At 63.8% G+C, this 17,808-nt stretch carries 21 protein-coding genes and 3 pseudogenes; 6 read left to right on the top strand and 18 right to left on the bottom strand.

The features are described 5' to 3' along the window. Nucleotides 1–57: 57 nt before the first annotated feature. The 13 genes and pseudogenes from YUU_RS0122170 to YUU_RS0122105 all read right to left on the bottom strand — a co-directional run bounded on the left by YUU_RS0122170 (nt 58) and on the right by YUU_RS0122105 (nt 13,210). Nucleotides 58–891: an aldo/keto reductase gene (locus YUU_RS0122170; protein ID WP_051389838.1), complete on the bottom strand. Its 834-nt coding sequence runs from the start codon at nt 889–891 to the stop codon at nt 58–60. A gap of 205 nt (nt 892–1,096) precedes the next feature. After that, nucleotides 1,097–2,671 (bottom strand): alkaline phosphatase, encoded by a 1,575-nt coding sequence (locus tag YUU_RS0122165; protein ID WP_027524378.1) that lies wholly within the window; start codon nt 2,669–2,671, stop codon nt 1,097–1,099. 212 nt (nt 2,672–2,883) lie between these two features. Further along, entirely contained in the window at nt 2,884–3,294 is a 411-nt protein-coding gene (locus YUU_RS0122160; protein WP_027524377.1) for a hypothetical protein, read from the bottom strand. Between the two features lie 135 nt (nt 3,295–3,429). Further along, complete coding sequence (locus YUU_RS0122155; RefSeq protein ID WP_051389837.1) at nt 3,430–4,869, bottom strand: M20/M25/M40 family metallo-hydrolase; 1,440 nt, start codon at nt 4,867–4,869, stop codon at nt 3,430–3,432. 96 nt (nt 4,870–4,965) lie between these two features. After that, nucleotides 4,966–5,460: a RidA family protein gene (locus YUU_RS0122150; RefSeq protein ID WP_027524375.1), complete on the bottom strand. Its 495-nt coding sequence runs from the start codon at nt 5,458–5,460 to the stop codon at nt 4,966–4,968. 23 nt (nt 5,461–5,483) lie between these two features. Continuing rightward, a complete protein-coding gene (locus tag YUU_RS55780; RefSeq protein ID WP_063621730.1) occupies nt 5,484–5,906 on the bottom strand; it encodes a cytochrome c in 423 nt (140 codons plus the stop codon). Further along, nucleotides 5,906–7,501, bottom strand: a complete 1,596-nt coding sequence (locus YUU_RS0122140) for an NAD(P)/FAD-dependent oxidoreductase (RefSeq protein ID WP_027524373.1) — start codon at nt 7,499–7,501, stop codon at nt 5,906–5,908. Before YUU_RS0122140 ends, YUU_RS55780 begins: the two co-directional genes overlap by 1 nt. A 149-nt stretch (nt 7,502–7,650) precedes the next feature. After that, on the bottom strand, nt 7,651–8,652 hold the full coding sequence (locus YUU_RS0122130) for a nitronate monooxygenase family protein (protein WP_027524372.1): 1,002 nt from the start codon (nt 8,650–8,652) through the stop codon (nt 7,651–7,653). 59 nt (nt 8,653–8,711) lie between these two features. Beyond that, nucleotides 8,712–9,449, bottom strand: coding sequence for an SDR family oxidoreductase (locus YUU_RS0122125; protein ID WP_027524371.1), 738 nt, complete (start codon nt 9,447–9,449; stop codon nt 8,712–8,714). Between the two features lie 210 nt (nt 9,450–9,659). After that, nucleotides 9,660–11,279 carry a DHA2 family efflux MFS transporter permease subunit gene (locus YUU_RS0122120; protein WP_027524370.1) on the bottom strand — a complete coding sequence of 540 codons (1,620 nt, stop codon included), beginning with the start codon at nt 11,277–11,279 and terminating at the stop codon, nt 9,660–9,662. Further along, nucleotides 11,276–12,306 (bottom strand): annotated as a pseudogene (locus YUU_RS51375) (HlyD family secretion protein). The gene YUU_RS0122120 and the pseudogene YUU_RS51375 overlap by 4 nt, the downstream one beginning before the upstream one ends. A 352-nt stretch (nt 12,307–12,658) precedes the next feature. Beyond that, nucleotides 12,659–12,817 (bottom strand): hypothetical protein, encoded by a 159-nt coding sequence (locus YUU_RS60305; protein WP_198031797.1) that lies wholly within the window; start codon nt 12,815–12,817, stop codon nt 12,659–12,661. Nucleotides 12,818–12,850: 33 nt separating this feature from the next. Beyond that, nucleotides 12,851–13,210 carry a PRC-barrel domain-containing protein gene (locus YUU_RS0122105; RefSeq protein WP_027524369.1) on the bottom strand — a complete coding sequence of 120 codons (360 nt, stop codon included), beginning with the start codon at nt 13,208–13,210 and terminating at the stop codon, nt 12,851–12,853. A 185-nt stretch (nt 13,211–13,395) separates the two neighbouring features. Between YUU_RS0122105 and YUU_RS0122100 the strand changes: the two genes are divergently transcribed. From YUU_RS0122100 to YUU_RS0122085, 4 genes and pseudogenes are all read left to right on the top strand, one after another. Further along, nucleotides 13,396–13,623 (top strand): hypothetical protein, encoded by a 228-nt coding sequence (locus YUU_RS0122100; RefSeq protein WP_027524368.1) that lies wholly within the window; start codon nt 13,396–13,398, stop codon nt 13,621–13,623. Nucleotides 13,624–13,697: 74 nt separating this feature from the next. Then, nucleotides 13,698–14,265: pseudogene (locus YUU_RS51370) on the top strand (phosphatase PAP2 family protein). Beyond that, nucleotides 14,262–14,608, top strand: a pseudogene (locus tag YUU_RS51365) (DUF3147 family protein). Before YUU_RS51370 ends, YUU_RS51365 begins: the two co-directional pseudogenes overlap by 4 nt. Further along, a complete protein-coding gene (locus YUU_RS0122085) occupies nt 14,608–15,081 on the top strand; it encodes a DUF3147 family protein (protein ID WP_027524367.1) in 474 nt (157 codons plus the stop codon). Before YUU_RS51365 ends, YUU_RS0122085 begins: the two are co-directional and overlap by 1 nt. Here the strand turns inward: YUU_RS0122085 and YUU_RS56510 are convergent. Next, nucleotides 15,070–15,267 carry a hypothetical protein gene (locus YUU_RS56510; protein ID WP_084801503.1) on the bottom strand — a complete coding sequence of 66 codons (198 nt, stop codon included), beginning with the start codon at nt 15,265–15,267 and terminating at the stop codon, nt 15,070–15,072. The genes YUU_RS0122085 and YUU_RS56510 overlap by 12 nt on opposite strands. Before the next feature lie 332 nt (nt 15,268–15,599). Between YUU_RS56510 and YUU_RS0122075 the strand changes: the two genes are divergently transcribed. Further along, a complete protein-coding gene (locus YUU_RS0122075; RefSeq protein WP_027524365.1) occupies nt 15,600–15,848 on the top strand; it encodes a hypothetical protein in 249 nt (82 codons plus the stop codon). A gap of 141 nt (nt 15,849–15,989) precedes the next feature. Here the strand turns inward: YUU_RS0122075 and YUU_RS0122070 are convergent, their stop codons facing one another. From YUU_RS0122070 to YUU_RS0122060, 3 genes are all read right to left on the bottom strand, one after another. Further along, a complete protein-coding gene (locus YUU_RS0122070; RefSeq protein WP_027524364.1) occupies nt 15,990–16,196 on the bottom strand; it encodes a hypothetical protein in 207 nt (68 codons plus the stop codon). A 96-nt stretch (nt 16,197–16,292) separates the two neighbouring features. Beyond that, nucleotides 16,293–16,427: a hypothetical protein gene (locus YUU_RS62375; protein WP_256375292.1), complete on the bottom strand. Its 135-nt coding sequence runs from the start codon at nt 16,425–16,427 to the stop codon at nt 16,293–16,295. Between the two features lie 121 nt (nt 16,428–16,548). Continuing rightward, nucleotides 16,549–16,746, bottom strand: coding sequence for a hypothetical protein (locus tag YUU_RS0122060; protein ID WP_027524363.1), 198 nt, complete (start codon nt 16,744–16,746; stop codon nt 16,549–16,551). A gap of 95 nt (nt 16,747–16,841) precedes the next feature. Between YUU_RS0122060 and YUU_RS0122055 the strand changes: the two genes are divergently transcribed. Then, complete coding sequence (locus tag YUU_RS0122055) at nt 16,842–17,366, top strand: DUF4142 domain-containing protein (RefSeq protein WP_027524362.1); 525 nt, start codon at nt 16,842–16,844, stop codon at nt 17,364–17,366. A gap of 4 nt (nt 17,367–17,370) precedes the next feature. On the opposite strand, the gene YUU_RS0122050 is transcribed toward YUU_RS0122055, so the two are convergent. After that, nucleotides 17,371–17,661 (bottom strand): hypothetical protein, encoded by a 291-nt coding sequence (locus tag YUU_RS0122050; protein WP_027524361.1) that lies wholly within the window; start codon nt 17,659–17,661, stop codon nt 17,371–17,373. Nucleotides 17,662–17,808 lie beyond the last annotated feature (147 nt).

Here is a 17,808-nt window from a genome sequence, read left to right as displayed (position 1 = left end):
CACGCTGAAATGGCCCCGACGGGGCCATTTCCTTGCGTACACGGGAAGGCAGTGACACTAGTCCCACGCCGGCGCGAAGCCGGGATTGACGCAGCGCCTGTCCTTCGGCAGCGCCGCGATTTTTCTGCGATCGTCGTCGTCGAGCGTGATCTTCAGCGCGTCGAGATTGGCCTGCTGGCTCTCTCGCCGTGATGCCTTCGGAATTGCAGCGACCCCTTTCGGATCGAGCAGCCACTTCAGCGCGACCTGCGCCGCGGTCGCATTGTGCTTGCGGCCGATCTCGCCCAAAACCGCATCAGAGGCGATACGTCCCTGCGCGAGCGGGCAATAAGCAACCAGCGGAATCGATTTTGCGGTGAGATAGTCGATGACCTTCGATTGATCGAGCATCACGTGATATTCGATCTGGTTGCAGGCGATCGGCGCCCTGATCTCCTCGACCGCGAGCTTGAGCAGCGCGGTGTTGAAATTGGCGACGCCGATGGCGCGGGTGCGGCCCTCTTCCTTCAGCTTCATCAGCGTCTCGAAAACCGCAGGCCAGTTCGCATTGCGCGACGGCCAGTGCACGAGATAGAGGTCGACGTGGTCGAGCCGAAGCTTGTTCAGGCTGGCGTCAGAAGCGCGGCGGATCGCGTCCGGTGCAAGGTTCTCGTGCCAGACCTTCGTCGTGACGTGCAGTTCGCCGCGCGGCACGCCGGCGGCGGCGATCGCCGCACCGATCGGCTCCTCATTGGCGTACATTTCGGCGGTGTCGATGTGGCGATAACCGAGCGACAGCGCACTTTCGACCGCGGCGCGGCAGGCATCGCCCTGCATGCGGAACGTGCCGAGGCCGAGCTTGGGCATGCTCATGCCGTGGATTGTCAGATTTTTGATTTTCAGATTTTCCATGGAGACACTCCTGACGAATTCCAGCCCGCCGGATGCGCCCGGCAAAGGCCGCGCAAGCAGAGTTTTCAGTGGTGGAAGAGCGATGGCGGGGTGAGCACTATAGCGAGCCGATCGCGGAGCAGCCAATCAAGAACCGGTTAGCGTGTCCGCTGCTTCACATCGTCATGCCCAGTCTTGTCCCGGGCATGACGACTCCGCGCTCCATTTACGAATGCTGTGCCACCAAAGCGGGCCGCACTTGCGGCCGCGGGAGGATGTTGACCGACCAGAGGTCGCGATTGTCGACGTCCTTCAGCGTCACGGTCATGACCTCCGTGCCGCCGTCAATGTCGACGCAGCCGAAGAACTGGAGCCCGAAGCAAGGCGCAAGGTTCTCGCCCTGCTCGGCGCTACAACCGCGCTGGTACATCGCGACGGGTCCAAAGGTGTTGTCGAGTTCGCCCGGCCCCCAGGTGCCGGCATGGAGGGGACCTGAGACGAATTCCCAGAACGGCTCGAAATCGGAGAACACCGCGCGGTTGGGATCGTAGTAATGCGCGGCGGTGTAGTGCATGTCAGCGGTGAGCCAGACAGTGTTGCGCACGCCGGCGCGCCTGATGAAGGAGAGCAGGTCCGCGATCTCGTGCTCGCGCCGATCGGGCGGACCATCGCCGAGCGCGACGGCATCGAGGCTGATCAGGCCGATCGGCAGGTCGGCCGCGATCACCTTCCAGGTCGCGCGCGAAGCGGCGAGCTCCCGCTTCAGCCAGGCAAGCTGATCACGGCCCAGGATCCAGCCGTCGTGCTCCTCGCCCTTGTTCCAGGTGCCGTCGCGATAGCTGCGCATGTCGATCATGAAGACGTCGAGCAGCGGTCCGTAGGCAATTTTCCGATAAATGCGGCCTTGCTGCTGCCGGATCTCGCGAATCGGCATGAAGTCGAAAAACGCACGCCTCGCGCGCGCGACCAGGCGTGAGGTGCCGTCGGCATCAAAACCGGTCTCATCGACGCTGCCATAGGGCGACCAGTCGTTGGTGACCTCGTGGTCGTCCCATTGCGCGAACATCGGCACCTCCGCATGGAAGGCGCGGAAATTCTCGTCGAGGTGATTGTATTTGTAATTGCCGCGGAACTGCGCCAGCGTGTGCGCGACTTCCGATTTCTCTTCGGTGACGAGGTTGCGCCAGATCTTGCCGTTCGGCAGCTTCAACTCGGCAGGAATGGTGCAGTCGGCATAGATGTGGTCGCCGGAATGGATGAAGAAATCCGGACGGTTGTCGAGCATGGTACGATAGCTGCGCATGCCGCCGCGAGACGTATCGATGCCCCATCCTTGCCCGGCGGTATCGCCGGACCATACGAACGAGATCGACTGGCCTGCGGCCGGCGCAGTGCGGAAATGTCCGGTACGCGTCTCGCCGGCAACGCCGGTCGCGATGTCGTCGAAGCGCACACGGTAGAAGATGTCCTGTCCGGGCGGCAGGTCACGCAGCAGCACCTTTGAGGTGAAGTCGGCGTCTGGCAGCGCGTCAGTGGTTGCCGTGCACAGGATCGTCTTGAAGCTTTCGGCTGTGGCACATTCGACCCGCATCCGCGCAGGCCGGTCGGCGCGCGCCCAGATGACGGCAGAGCCTTCGGACACGTCGCCCGACTGAATGCCGCCTGCGATCAGCGGACGATCGGCGGCGCGGCTGAGATATGGTTTGGCGCGAGAGCCGAGACCAGCGAGCGCGAGGGAGGATGTGGAGCGGACCAGAAACTGCCGCCGGGTCCATGCGCGCGAGGCGCGGAGCGTTGCCATTCAGGAAACCTTCGTCGAATCGCGACGAAAGGTGCCTGTGCTCCTTGACTCCAGGCCGACGGTTTTTTGACTCCGCGCCTACCGTTTTGCGACGGGCGGATGACGCCTAATTATTTGAGCATGATCTCCGCGCAAACGCGTTCCGCGTTTGTCGCGAGGGAAAACCGCTTCACACTTTGCGCTAGCGCGGCCCTTCGGGTCCGGATCATGCTCTAATGTTTCCAGTTGCAGATGCCGCCCGACCTGCACGGCCAGGTCTGGATGCGCGTGTCCATCGCCTGCGCGTCCAGCGGATTCGCGTGCCGATGCGCAAGCCTGGTGCGGGCAGCGCCACGCGGTTGCGCCCTCTTCGTTTGAGCAACCCGCGGCTCCGGCGCCTTCACGTGCTCGGTCACGACCGCCTTCGGCGTGACGTCAGGCACGGCACGCGCCGCATCACTTCGTGCTTCCACCTGGACCGGCGCGAATTGCGTCGCAGGGCCAAGCCGCTTCGGCGACAGCACCGCCTTGGAGAGATCGAGGCCGAGATATTCGTCAGGCTTATAGTCGTCGGCCATCGCCGCGCTGCCGCATGCGAGCATGAGCGCGGTGGCGAGGCCGAATGAAACGCTTTTCAGGACCAAGAGACGCCTCCTGAAATTCAATTAAGGGCAATTTTACCCTTATTTAGGAGGCGCGAGGCGGATTTCCAGCGGCAGATTGTCATCAGGGTTACCAGCTACCGAAGCCGATCCCCGATTCACAAGCCTTTCGCAGGCTCAGAAACCGCCTGCCAGCGTTTTGACGAGCCGGTGAAGGTACTCTTGTCCCTTGTAGAACGACGCCACGGGAACACGCTCGTCCTTGCCGTGGATGCGGTTCTCCCCGATGTCGATCGCCATGCCGGAATGGCCGTAGGTCGGGATGCCCGCATTGCGCAGGTAGCTGCCGTCGGTGGCGCCGGAACTCATGACCGGGAGCACGATGGCGCCGGGGAAGAATTCGCCCGAGAGCTTTTCGATCGCGCCCATGATCTCCTCGTGCAGCTCGCTGGGCGCGCTGATGACCGCCGTATCGATCTGCGTCAGCTTGATGTCGGGATCCGCCAGCACCTGCTCCAACGTCGCCTTGACCTCCTCGACGGGCTCTCCCGGCATGATGCGGCAATTGACCTTGGCACTCGCCGACTGCGGCAGCGCGTTGATGGCATGCCCGCCCTGCAGCATGGTCGCAACGCAGGTGGTGCGGAGCTGAGCGTTGTAGACGGGGTTCGCAGCGAGCCGCACGAAAGACAGCGCCGCCGGATCGGGCTTGTCGGACATCACGGCGCGCATGTCGGCTGCGGTCTGGTCGTTCTCGAACTGCGCGCTCTTCTCGAAATAGCCGCGCGTGGTGGCGTTCAGCTTGAGCGGAAAGTTGAACTTGGACAGACGCACGAGGCCTTCGGCGAGCTTGTAGATCGCGTTGCTCTTGCGCGGTACCGAGCTGTGGCCGCCGGGATCGGTGACGTCGAGCTGGAAGCTGACGGGGATCTTTTCGCTGGTCTGGACGCCGACGCGAATCGGCTTGCCGTCCTTCAGGCCAACGCCGGCGCCCTCGTTGAGCGCGAACTCGGCGTCGATGAGGTCCCGCTTGTTCTTGATCAGCCACTGGATGCCGAGACCGTCGCGGTCGAAGATCTCCTCGTCCGTCTCCAGCGCGACAATGATGTCGCGGTCGGGCTTATAGCCCTCCTGCTTGAACCGAATCAGGCTGGTGATGAAGGCGGACGCCATGTGCTTGTCGTCGGCCGTGCCGCGACCGTAGTAGTAGCCATCCTTCTCGGTGAACTTGAACGGATCGACCGACCAGTCCTCGCGCAGCGCCGGCACGACGTCGAGATGCGCGACCAGCAGGATCGGCTTGCGCGCACCGCTCCCGTGCAGGCGGGCGACCAGGTTGCCCTTGCGCGGCGCGGGCGAGAAGACCTGCACGTCCGAATCGGGAAGGCCCGCCGCCTTCAGCCGCGTCGCCATCGCTTCGGCCGCGCGCGCGGTGTCGCCGGTCGCGGTGGTGGTGTCGATCTCGACGAGCTCCTTGTAGACGTCGTGGGAGAGCTGCTGTTGCGGGCTCAGGCCTTCGGCGGCGGCCGCTCCGCCGGCGAGTAGCAGGGCCGCGACGGCCGTTGAGAGTAGAGCCTTCCTACACGAGATATTATTCTTGGTGATCGTCTTCTTCATCGCGCGCTCCCGAAATGCGGCCTCGCTGAATTCAGACAGCGGAAGGCGCGCTTTGGCAAGCGAGATCGTTCTGCCGTTTTTGCAACCGCCCCCGGCCTATTTCGCGTCCTTGACAGCGATCACCTCGATCTCGACCAGGAAGCCGGGATTGGCGAGCGCGGCGACGCCGACCACCGAGCGGGCCGGCAGGTTGGGCTGGCTGCCGCCGAAGAACTGGGTGTAGCCCTCCATGAAGGCCTTGAAGTCCATCGGTGCCGACGCATTGTGCACCAGGAAGACCTGCATCTTCACCACGTCGCCCATGGTGAGGCCGAGCCCCTCCAAAATGCCCTTGATGCGGTTGAGCACGCCGACCGTCTGTGTCTTGGTGTCGCCATAGGCCTCCCGGCTTTGCGGATCGGCATCCTTGTTGGCGACCGGCGGCACCTGGCCGCTGACATAATAGGTCGTGGCATTGCCGGTGACTTGCACGGCCTGCGCGATCGGAAAGGTCGAGTTCGGAATGGGATGCCGGATGACCTCGGCGTGAGTCGTGCCCGCATGGGCAATCGCAAGCAACGCGCCAATGACGGCGGCGGTTCTGAAATTCATTGGTTCCCCCTCTTGCCAGGACGTCAGCGACGCGCGTCCCTCACCTCGTTCGCCGTCACTGCATCATCGTAAGCATTGCCGAAATGCGTACGCAGATAATTCACGACGGCAGCGATCTGCGCGTCCGTCATCATCTCGCCGAACGGCGGCATGGCGCGCCGGCCGTTGAGCACGAGATAGACGGGATAGCCGCGTGCTTCCAGATTCTTGTCGGCGACGAGCGACGGATAGACGCCGGCGCCGGAGGCCCCACCGGCATCAGGCATGTGGCAGCCCTGGCAGACATTGGTGAACAGCTCCTCGCCCGTGGTCTCCGCAAAATTGAAGCCCGAGCTGAAGATGCGGTTTTCGGGGCCGTCATGCGCCCGCGCGGTTGCCGACAGCATCATGACTGCCGACAAGGCAAGCCGCACCGGCCATCGCACCCGTCGAAAGCCCTGACCCATCACGTCCTCACCACGCGGTCATGCAGCCGCGCAATCGCATCGAGCGCGGAGAGGATCGCGCCCTCCTGCCAGGCTGGAAGCGCGGAGGCGTGCTCGCCCGCGAGCGCGATGCGGCCGTCGATCTGGCAGAGGTTGTTGTAATGCGCGGCGCGCGCCTCGTCGCTCCAGTCGCCGGCGCAACCGAGCACGAAGGGCACCCGATGCCAGGCGACCGCGATGCCGTTTTCGAATTCGCTCTTGTATTGCGGGTGAATGACGGCGCCGAACTCGACGGCGCGCGCGACCCGCTCGGCCGGCGACATCGCGGTGAATTCGTAGGAGTTCGGACCGTCGAACAGATAGGCGCCGAGCAGGACACCGCGCCCGGCGCGGTTGTAGTCGTAATTGGGATAGGCGATCTGGCGGATCGGCAGGTCGGTGTAGCTGATGCCGCCATAGATCGCCTCGTCCTCCTCCCAGAATCGGCGCTTGAATTGCAGGCCGATCTTCACGGACGCGGCATAGGGAACGGCATCGATCGCCGATTTCATTGCGGCGCTGACGTCGAGCGGCAACTGGCTCAGGATCGTCAGCGGGATGGTGCAGACGCACCAGTCGGCGTGCACCTGCTGCACCGCGCCAGGATTCTTGGCATCGACATAGCTGACGGTGACGCCGCGCGCGTCCTGCTGGATCTGCGTCACCTTGGCGTTGTAGCGGATGAGATCGCCGACCTCCTTGGCAAAGGCCTTGCCGATCATGTCCATGCCGCCAACCGGCTGAAACATCGTGGTCTGGAAATTGTAGTGCGCAAAGCCGCGCAAATAACGCCAGAGCCGCGACTTCAGCACCTCCGACAGACCAACCGGCTCGCTCGGCTCCGGCATCGCCGTCAATCCGCCGCCGGGATCCTTGGTGTAGCCGCGAAATTCCGCCGAGATCAGATTGGCCTTGTAACCATAGCCATTGTCGAGCGCGCCCCAGGAGCGCAGCGCCTGGAGCAGGATCTCCTGGTCCTCCTTCGACACGGTCTCGTCGAGCTTGCCCTGCTGCGTCACCTTTGCGAGCAGCTCGGCGATCTGGCCCTGGAAATCCGCCTTCACGGCGCGCAGGCGCTGCGGTTTGCCGCCGAAGGCGCGCACCGAATGCAGCAAAGCGTTGTGATTGAGCTGATTGAACGGCTCGAGCGCGATGCCCAGGCGCCTGCAATAATCGAGCAGCGCGCGGTGATGATAGGGAATACGCCACGGCCCCGGATTGAGATAGAGACCATCCTCGAACTCGCACACCTGCTTGTGGCCGCCGAGCTCGGTGAAGGCATCGCCGCCCCGCAGCGTCCAGTTGCGGCCGCCGGGGCGAGCGTTGAATTCAAGGATCTGGACAGTGTACCCGGCCTTGCGTAGCTCGAGCGCCGCGGTCATACCGGCAAGGCCCGCGCCAAGCACGAGCACGGAGGCGCCTCTGGGATCGCCTTCGAGCCGAATCGGGCCCTTGTAGCGCGACTCCGACGCGAGCCCGAGGCTCGTCATCGCATGATACATGGCCGCGCTGCCGGCCACCGTACCGATCAGCGCAAGAAGATCACGTCGCCTGACGGTCACGGGTTCGCTTTGCATGGCGTTACGGGAGAGGGCCCAGTCCTGAGCCGTCAGCAAACAGCACACCGCGGAGCGAGGCAACACACGCGTTGTTGATCGGCGCGCCGTCGCGCGGCGCGATGAGGATGCTGATTGCGATCCTCATCGTTTTAGCCGCAAATACGACGTCACGCGACCTTGCGCGCCGCCGCCTTGCCGTCGAGGAAGCCCATCAGCCTGCCGCGGATGATCTCGTCCGCCTCTCTCATGATGCGATCGACGAGTTCCTTGCACGAGGGGATGTCGTTGATGAGGCCTGCGACCATCCCGCAGCTCCAGGCGCCGGCATCCATCTCGCCCTCGATCATGATTCTGGGATAGACGCCCGCGACCTGGTCGTGGATGTCGTCGATCTTCAGCTTTTCGCCCTTCTCGCGCTCGATCTCGAGTAGGCGATCGACATTGGCGTTCGTGAGCACCCGCTCGGTGTTGCGCAGCGCGCGCATGATCAGGCGGGTATCGAGCTCGGTCGCCGCGACCAGCGCGTTCTTGACGTTCTGGTGCACCGGCGCCTCCTTGGTGGCGATGAAGCGCGTGCCCATGTTCATGCCGCTGGCGCCGAGCGAAAGTGCTGCGACGAGGCTGCGCCCGTCGGCCATGCCGCCGGAGGCGACGAAGGGAATCGTCAACTCCTCCGCCGCGCGCGGCAGCAGGATCATGTTGGGGATGTCGTCTTCGCCGGGATGGCCGCCGCATTCAAAGCCGTCGACGCTGACCGCATCGCAGCCGATCCGCTCGGCCTTCAGCGAGTGGCGCACCGAGGTGCATTTGTGGATCACCTTGACGCCGGCCGCTTTCAACGCAGGCATGTATTGTTCCGGGCTGCGGCCTGCAGTCTCCACTATTCTGACGCCACCCTCGACGATCGCGGCGATGTATTCCGGATAAGGCGGCGCCGAGAAGGTCGGCAGAAAAGTGAGGTTCACGCCGAACGGCTTGTCGGTCATCTCGCGGCAGCGCGCGATCTCCTTGGCGAGCAGCTCCGGCGTCCTCTGGGTGAGCCCGGTGATGATGCCGAGCCCGCCGGCGTTGGAGACTGCGGAGGCGAGCTCGGCAAACCCGACAAAATGCATGCCGCCCTGGATGATCGGGTGCTCGATGCCGAACAGTTCGGTGATCGCGGTCTTCACGTAAGCGTCCTCCCGGATGGTTTGTCTGGCGCGAGTTTAGCCGTAGATCTGCGCCACGGTCACCATTTCTCTCCGAAGGGGCGGATCTCCATCTCGAAGGTCCAGGCGCTCTTGGGCTGCTGATAGAGCTGCCAATAGGATTCCGCGACGGAGGCCGGCGGCATCAGGAGGTCGGGATTGTCGAGCGCATCGGGGCCGAGCGCCTCGAGGCGGCGCTGCCGTACCCATTCGGTATCGACGCCGGAATCGATGATGAGATGCGCGACGTGGATATTCTCCGGTCCCAATTCGCGCGCCATCGCCTGGGCGACCGCGCGCAGGCCGAACTTGGCGCTGGCAAAAGCCGCATAGCCGCTGCCGCCACGCAAGGACGCCGTCGCGCCCGTGAAGAAGATGTTGCCGCCGCCGCGCGGCAGCATCAGCCGCGCCGCCTCGCGTCCCGCCAGGAAGCCGGAATAGCAGGCCATCTCCCAGACCTTCCGGAACACCCGTTCGGTGGTCTCGAGGATCGGAAAATTGACGTTGGCGCCGACGTTGAAGATGCAGACTTCTAGCGGCGCGTGCTTGTCGGCGTCGTTGAGGAAGGAAACGATTTCCTCCTCCTTGCGCGCATCGAGCGAGCGGGCGTGAATCTCGCCGCCGGCCGCCTCAACGTCCTTCACCAGCGGCGCGAGCTTGTCGCCATTGCGACGGCCGGCGAAGACGGTGAAGCCTTCAGATGCGAACTTCTTGGCGATCTCGGCGCCGATGTAGTCGCCGGCGCCGACGATGGCAGCCGTGGCGTTTCGCTTGGACAAGGTCGCCTCCTCCTGTGGGCCGCGCCGCGGCGGTGTCGACCGCCCACGCGATGGGCCATTGGGTGATATTGAGGTCGAGGCTATAGTTCTAAAATAGAACTGTCAAATTCTCGCTGTACTGGCTATAGGTTATGCCAAAATGTCCTGATCTTTCAGATAGGTTCTTTTTTCAGACTTATAGCGTTGGACCTTGCGAACCTGGCAAAGCAATCAATGCCCGCGGGCCGGAGCGCGCAGGTCGATCGGGCGAAGGATCGCAGCGACGGGAATCATCAGGACGGCGATGATCGCGAGCATCCAGAACACGTCGATATAGGCAAGGAAGTCGACCTGCTGCTGCAAGGTCCTGCCGACCCAGGCGATCGCCTGCGAGGCCGCATCCGATGCGTTCGAGCCCTGTGCCTGGAAGAACCGCGTCATCGCGTCCACGCTCTGCTGATAGCCGAGATCCGACGGCGCGAGATGCTCGATCAGCCGGCTCTGATGGAATTGCTGGCGCTGCGCCAGGATGGTCTGCGCGAGCGCGACGCCCACAGAGCCGCCGATGTTGCGCGCGACGTTGATGAGGGCAGAGGCCTGGTTGGTCTTGTCCGGCGGCATGCCGTCATAGGACGCCGTCGTCACCGGCAGGAACAGGAAGGGCAGACCGAGCGCGAGCAGGATGCGCGCCATCGCCGCATAGCCATAGGTGATGTCGCCGTTGATTCCGGTGAGATGCCACATCGCGACGGCGCAGATGGCCGCGCCCGTCATGATGAGATATTTCGGCTGCACCATGCCGACCAGGCGCCCGACCACCGGCATCAGAACCAGCGTTGCGACGCCGCCGGGCGACAGAGCGAGGCCCGCAAGCATGGCCGTGTAGTTCAGCTCGGTCTGCAGAAGCTGCGGAATGAGCTGTGTCGTCGAGATCAGCACCGCGCCGGTACCCAGCATTACCACGAAGCAAGCGCCGAACTGTCGCCGCCCGAGCAGACGGATGTCGACGATGGGATCCTCGCGCGTCAATTCCCATGGGATCAGCGCGAGCAGGCAAAATGCGGAAAGACACGCGAAGACAACGATCATGGTCGATCCGAACCAGTCGTTGCGCTGGCCCTCATCGAGCACGAATTCGAGCGAACCGAGACCGATCGCGACAAGAATGAAGCCGACATAGTCGACACGCAGCCCCTTGGCGAGCAGCTTCCCCCTCTCCTCTTCAGCACCCGACGGCTCCTTGACGAGCGTGCCGACCAGGAACAGCGAGATGAGGCCCATCGGCACGTTGATCAAGAACACCCAGTGCCAGGAATAGGTATCGGTGATCCAGCCGCCGAGCGTCGGGCCGATCACCGGCGCGACCACGACCGCGACGCCATAGATCGCAAACGCCTGCCCGCGCTTGTGCGGCGGAAAGGAGTCGGCAAGGATCGCCTGCTCGCTGGTCGCCATGCCACCGCCGCCGAGACCCTGTAGGATGCGGAACAGCACCAGAGCCTCGAGACTCCAGGCGAAGCCGCAGAGCAGCGATGCCGCCGAGAAAGTCGCAACGCACATCATGTAGAAGCGCTTGCGGCCGATCACTGTCGAGAGCCAGCCCGAGATCGAGAGCACGATGGCGTTGGCGACGAGGTAGCTCGTGATGACGTAGGTGCTCTCGTCGAGGCCGACCGCGAGCCCGCCGGCGATGTGGCGCAGCGAGACGTTCGCGATGGTGGTGTCGAGCACCTCCATGAAGGTGGCGATGGAGACCACAAAGGCGATCAGATAGGGATTGTGTCCGCCCGCCGCCGAGCGCTCCGGCGACCAGCCGCCCGCCGCCGCGGCGCCCTGCGTGATGTCGGTCATCGCACCTTCGTCCAGGGCACGACCGACATGCCCGGCCCCACCGGCAGATCGGCCGGCCAGCTATCGACCACGATCTTCACGGGCACGCGCTGCACCACCTTGACGTAATTGCCGGTCGCGTTTTCCGCCGGCAGCAGGCTGAACGCCGTGCCGGAGCCCGGCTGCACCGACGCGACGCGACCGGTGAGCTTGCGGTCGGGATAGGCGTCGATGCGGATCTCGACGGACTGGCCGGGCCGCATCTCCTTGAGCTGCGTTTCCTTGTAGTTCGCGACGATCCAGACATCGTCGGGCACGAACATCATCAGGCTCTGCCCCGGCGTAACGCAGGTGCCCTTGGCACCGCTGAGCTTGACGACGCGCCCCGGCTGCGCTGCGAGCACGCTGGTGTAGTCGACGTTCAGCCTGGCCTGATCACGCTGCGCCTCGGACTGCTTCGCTTGCGCCTTCGCACCTTCGAGCTGCGCCTCAAGCGTCTTGATGCCGAGCTCGGCGCTGGCTCTACCGCAGTCTTCGCGCGCTCGGTGTTGGCCTGCTGCGCCTGAAGGTCGGAGTGGGTCTGCTGCGCGCGCTGGACCGTACCGGCGCCCTTCTGGACGAGATCCTGCGCCCGCGCATCCTCTTCCTGTGCAAACTTGAGCTGTGCCTGGGCCTGATCGAGCTGGGCCTTGGCCTGGTTGATCTGTTCCTTCTGGGACTCGATCTGGGCCTCGACATTGCCGATATTGGCCTGTGAGGCCGCGACCTGCGCCTCGGCCTGGTCGAGCGCGATCCGATAGTCGCGCTCGTCGATCCGCGCTAGCAGATCGCCAGCGTTGACGTGCTGGTTGTCGGTGACTGGGACGTCGGCAACGTAGCCGCCGACCTTCGAGGCGACGGAAAAGCTGCGCGCAGCGATGAAGGCATCGTCGGTCGATTCATAATGGCGGATGTTCAGCCAGTAGACGAGGCCGGACACGAGCACTGCGATCAGGACAAGGGCACCCGCGGTCGCAATCAGCCAGTGTTCGCGCAGGCGGTCGCGCAACGAGGTTGCACGCGATGCATCGGACGCCTCGTGAACCTCGTTCGAGGCGTCCTGGGGAGCGTCCTTGCGCGGGGGCTGCTGCGGCTGTTCCGCGGATGGCCCACGCTCTCGTGTTTGAGCATCCACGATTCAGTACCTCGATTAGTTCAGATGCATCGACAGCTCGTTCGCATTGCACGCGTACAACCGCTGCCATGCCCCGGCTTGACTGGGGCATCCAGTACGCCGTGGCCCATCCGCGAAGCCACAACCGTCTCTGGAATACTGGGTCGCCCGGTCGAGGCCGGGCGATGACACCGACAATGTGGCGCGCGCTTTCGCTCGAGGGGTCGAACTCCCCGCCCTCACACACTCAATGTGTCTTGCTCTCGTGCCACTTCTCCAGATCGGGCTTCGCCTCGCCCGACCTCTGTTCCTTCTCCGGATTGCCCTTCCATGGCTTGTCCGTCTGTGCATGCGATCCCCAGTCGTTTTGCTGCCGGGGATCGTCCGTGGGCTTTTCCTTGCTCATCGGAAACTCCTGCTCGATAGCGCGACGGGTGCTCTAGACAATCGGCATGCCGTAATAGGCGTTCAGCGCACGAACCTTGGCGTCGTCGCTCCAGTTCCACTCGGCCGCCTCGCCATAATGCGGGGCGTTGCGCAGTTCATTGGCGGTGATGCCGGTAACGTAGCCGCCGAGGTCGGTATCGTATTTCAGTGACTGCCAGGGCAGTGGATAGTGATCGTGGCCGAGCCCGAGGAACCCGCCGAAGCCGAGCACGGCGTAGGACACCCTGCCGCTCTTCTTGTCGATCATGACGCGCTCGATAGAACCGATCTTGTTGTGGTCGACGCCATAGACCGAAGTCCCCTCAACCTTGTCGCTACCGATCAGCGTGCCTGTTTCGCTTTGATCCATCATGGTGAGATCTCCGTTGAGACTCGCTCTTGCGGATCAACCAAGCCGCGAAACGATCGTTCCGGCGCTCTCGCCACGTGTTCCCCGCCGGGCCTGGAACAACGCTGAAAAACAGCAGTTTTCCAGGTAGAATTCGAGGCACCGCGCGCCAAGTGCTCGAATCCATCCTGCCTGGCAAGGAGTGAGACATGAGCGATTTTCGCGACATCCAGCATGGCATCAACGATCCCGTCGGCGGCGTCGACGTGAAACGGCGGATCAACAACAACGAGACCCCGCATGAGCGGGCGCAGCGCTACGCCGACGTCCGCGCGATGCCGAGCGCCCAAGAGAACGAACCGTTCCTGCCCGAACGGCTGCGGCGGCCGCCGACCAGGCCGCTCAACCCGCGCACCGGCCGCAATCCGACCGACTAGTCGCAGACACGGAACTTCCCTCGTGCCTTGGCTTTACAAGATCGACACGGTGCACCCTCGCCGACCGAACAACGATGGCGCTCGTTACAGTCAAGCCGACCCGGATCGATATCGCGATCGCCGATGAAATCGCCGCTCATGCCAACCCGGGCAGAAGAAACCGCGGAGGCCCTGACTTGGGGCGCCGACGAGCACGTGCTGCTGGCGCTCGCCGCCGCCGGCTGGCTCTACGCCTGGACGCGACGTCCATCAGTTCGACCGGTTGCCAACCACGTGCTTGCGGTGTCGCTCGTGACGGCAGTGCTGCCGCATATTCTGAAATCGTTCTTCGATCAGACCAGGCCGGATAGGCTCACCGTCCGCGGCCATCGGCACGGCATTCCGATATCGGGGCGATCGCACGACGCCTTTCCATCCGGACATGCCGTTCACATGGGTGCGCTTGCCTCCGCAGCCGGCCTGTTGCCGCGCGGTCCGCGCCGCGCCTTTCGCGCCGTTGCCGTCGGACTGTCGCTGACGCGCATCGTACTGCTGGCGCATTGGGCGAGCGACGTCGTGGCCGGCTTTGCGCTCGGCGCCGCGGTCGAGCGGCTGTTGAGACCGCGCGCGCTCGTGAAGCGCAATGCGCGGGTACGGCCGTGACCGAGCACATCCTACGCTTCATCGCGGGCGGCCTGATCGTGTCCGCCTTCGCGATCCTGAGCGACATGCTGCGGCCGAAGAGCTTTGCTGGCCTGTTCGGCGCCGCGCCCGCGGTCGCACTGGCGACGCTCGGCATTGCTGTCGCCCAGCATGGCGCGACTTACGCCGCTGCCGAAAGCTGGACGATGATCTATGGCTCCGTTGCGCTCGCCTGCTACAGCTTGTCGTGTGCCAACTACTGATGCGTTGGCGCATGGCGGCGCTGTCCGCAACGATCGTCTCGTTCGCGGCCTGGCTCGCTGTCGCGTTCGGCCTGCTGGCGAGCTTCGGAGGATCCACGTGATGCCCGTCAAGCTGTCACTGTCGTCTCTGAAGCAGACGCATTGGCACGAATATCTCATCCGTTTCGTGCTCGGTGGTGCCGCGACTGTTCTGGCCGGTCTCATCGGCAAGCAATTCGGCACGTCCGTTGGCGGCCTGTTCCTCGCACTTCCCGCAATCTTCTGTGCCAGCGCCACGCTGATCGATCGCCACGAATGCCGCAAGAAGGAGAGGGTTGCACTGAACGGCGGGAGGCGCGGCCCGCAGGCTGCCGCGCTCGATGCCGCAGGCCCGGGATTGGGAAGCATCGGCCTCGCAGCCTTCGCAGCCGTATTCTACCTCACGATCCCGGCAAGCGTCGCAGTAGCCTTTGCAGTTGCGCTGGTTGCGTGGGGAACCGTCGCCGTGTCGATGTGGTGGCTGCGTCGCAAGCTGCGCGTCGTGCGCCATCAGAGGCAGCACGACCACGCATCGGCCAACCGGCTAGCGTCGTAGCGACAGAAACTCGTGCATCTCGGCGGCGGCCTGAAGCTGCTCGAGACGCGCCACAAGCAGCTCGCGCTGCCGCCCATCCTGCAGTTTTGCACCCTGCAATTTTGCGAGCTCGTCTTCGAGCCGAAGTCGGTGCTCTTCAAGCCGTTGCTCGAACGTGTGGGGATCAGAACGTTTCCGTTTCCGCATCGCGACCTCGTGGGGGTTGCAGGCCCGGGCTATTGGCCCAGCGATCGAGTTGCTCAATCACCCTCCGATGACTCGGCCGGCGCGGCTCCGGCGCCTCGGGCTCTTCGGACAGTTTGCGCGGCAATCTGACCTGATCGGGCATCGTGTCTCTCCAGTTCTTGGAGCGATATTGAGCTTCAGTATGAACCTCTGCAGTTGCCCCGCAATTACATAAGTTATTGATTTTCCGTGATATTTTCACTCATTTGGTGACATTTGAGGAGCTTGCGGAACCCGCACCGAGTTGGTTCGTTGAGTAAACTACTCACCTTGCCAACTTTGAGTGGCTGAACATGAACGATCTTCGCGCCGAGCGACTGCAGGTCATGCTCTCGCCTGAAGAACTGAGTGCAGTCGACGATTTCCGCTTCCGCCACCGCATGCCGACACGCGCCGCCGCGGTGCGCGAACTTCTCAAGCTTGGTCTCGCCCGTGCCGGCATCGATGGGCTGGCGGGCGTCAAGTCGAGCGACTATGGCGTGTTCGGTCGCGGCCCCGAGGGCCACACGCCGGGCGCAGCCGACGGCGACGCCGAGGATTGAACGCAATTGGGAGAGCACAACAGCAAACGACCCCGGCACGGGGGTGCCAGGGCCGTCCTTGGAGATTGCTTCCGGCCCACCGGGGTATGAAGCCGCAAGCAATCCACTTACGCGTCCGAGATGGATTCGTTCCTCTGAATCTCAACCGGTCGGGGGCGTGCCGGAATCATCTGGCGTCATGCCCGAGCCCGGAGTCTTGTCCTGATCATTCAGCTCGGGATCGCGCGTTGCTTCCTTCGACGGCGAGCCCTTCGCACCGGATTTGTGCACGGTCTGCGCGCGCTGCTTGTCGCGTGGCTGCTCCTCGGCGCGCTTGTCGCGAACAATGCCATGGTTGGAATACGTCATGGTTGCACTTCCCGCTTTTCGTCTGTCTTCAAGACGCTTACGCGCCACAACCGCAATGGTTCCGGATCAGCGGGGAATCCGGAAGGTCAAGCGCGCCTAGCTGCGCGCATGCTGCGCGACCGGCGGCGACGAATGCGCCAAATGGACTTGCCGCAGCGTCGTTACCGTCGCGAAGGTGGCGGAAATACCAAACGCCATGATGAGGACGAACAGAGCCAGACGGGGAGCCATTGCAATCCTCCTGCTGAAAGGAACAAACGCGGTTTGTTGCGACCTTTCATCGGATCATCGTCAGTTGGTCGCGCATTGTCCGTGAGCGGTCTCACACGAGGGCTCACGAACGCGAGAGCGGCTATGATGTCTGCTTCTTTTGCGGCACGCGTTGGGCGACGGGCGGGATTTCGCCGTCGAGCCAGTCCTGTTCCTCGGCCAGCGCAGACCAGGCTTCCGCCATCCGCTGGTAGCGTTTGAAGGCGGGTTGCCCTTCGGCCCGCTCGGCGAGATGCAGGCAGTTCTCGGCGTTTTCCCTGAAGATATCAGATTGCTTCATGTCGAAGAGTTGGGAAGCCACGGTGCTGCGCGCAACCGCCCTTACCGGATCGTAATGTCGCGGGAACTTCGGCGTAAGCCCGCCATTGACGATCCATGCGCATCATCGTCGCCACCGTCCTGTTGCTCATGAGCACCGCTGTACTCGCCGACAACAGCGGCGAGCGAACATGGGCCGGGCACGATTCCGTGCGCACGCCGACGGCAATTGACGTCATCAGTGGTCTTTATGCGTTCGGGCGATTCCAGCAAGGCCTGCTCGAGAGCGCCGACCTTAGGGGCAATCAGGAGATCAAGACCCTCGCGATCTCGCGGGCCGAGGACGCAGCCAAGCGCGACAAGGCGCTGAAGCGAATCCAGCAAGCGATCGGCGCCGAGCCCGACGTTCGCAAAACCTCGACCGCGGACGCCGCACTCACCGGTCCCGACGACTCCGAAGGGCCGGCCTATGTCAGGCAATTCTACGCGGCGCAGGTCGCCGAATATGAAGAGACCATCGCCCTGCTCGAGCGCTATCTGCGAGCACCCGACAATGACGCGCTCAGCGCCTTCGCGCGCGAGCAGTTGCCTATCCTGCGATCGCAGCTCCGGGACGCTGCGCGCACGATGGCCGACAAGTAGGCACTCACCGTTCGGGATGATGCTGCTCGCTCTCCGGCTTCACGATACGATTGCTCTCGGGCATCTTGTCCCTGCCCCGGTCGCCATTGTCGTCCCGGCCGCCCGAGGTAGATGTGCCGCTGCCGCTCCGGCTTGGCCGCGTCGCAGCCCCCGTCGTCGGCGCGGAGCCGGGCGTGGCCGAGCTCGCCGCCGGATCACCGGTGACGGCCCCACGGCCGCTCGGTGCACCGTTCTGCGCATAGGCCCCGCCGGCGATCAGCAAGGTGGCAGCGATGGCTACGGTTACTATTCTCATAATGGCTCCTTCTCTTCGCGGGCTAACCGGAGGTCGCGCGCTCCGTTCCGAACGACCCGTCACCGCCGTTCCGCATCTGGAACGGTCATCGCAAGGCAAAGAAAAAATTCCTGAATCGGATGGAACCCTGTTCCCGCCGCTGCGTTG

Origin of the sequence: Bradyrhizobium sp. Ec3.3, assembly GCF_000472925.1 — a bacterium.
GTDB lineage: Bacteria > Pseudomonadota > Alphaproteobacteria > Rhizobiales > Xanthobacteraceae > Bradyrhizobium.
Note: the sequence above shows the minus strand (reverse complement) of the source record. Positions and strands in the feature narration are given on the sequence as shown.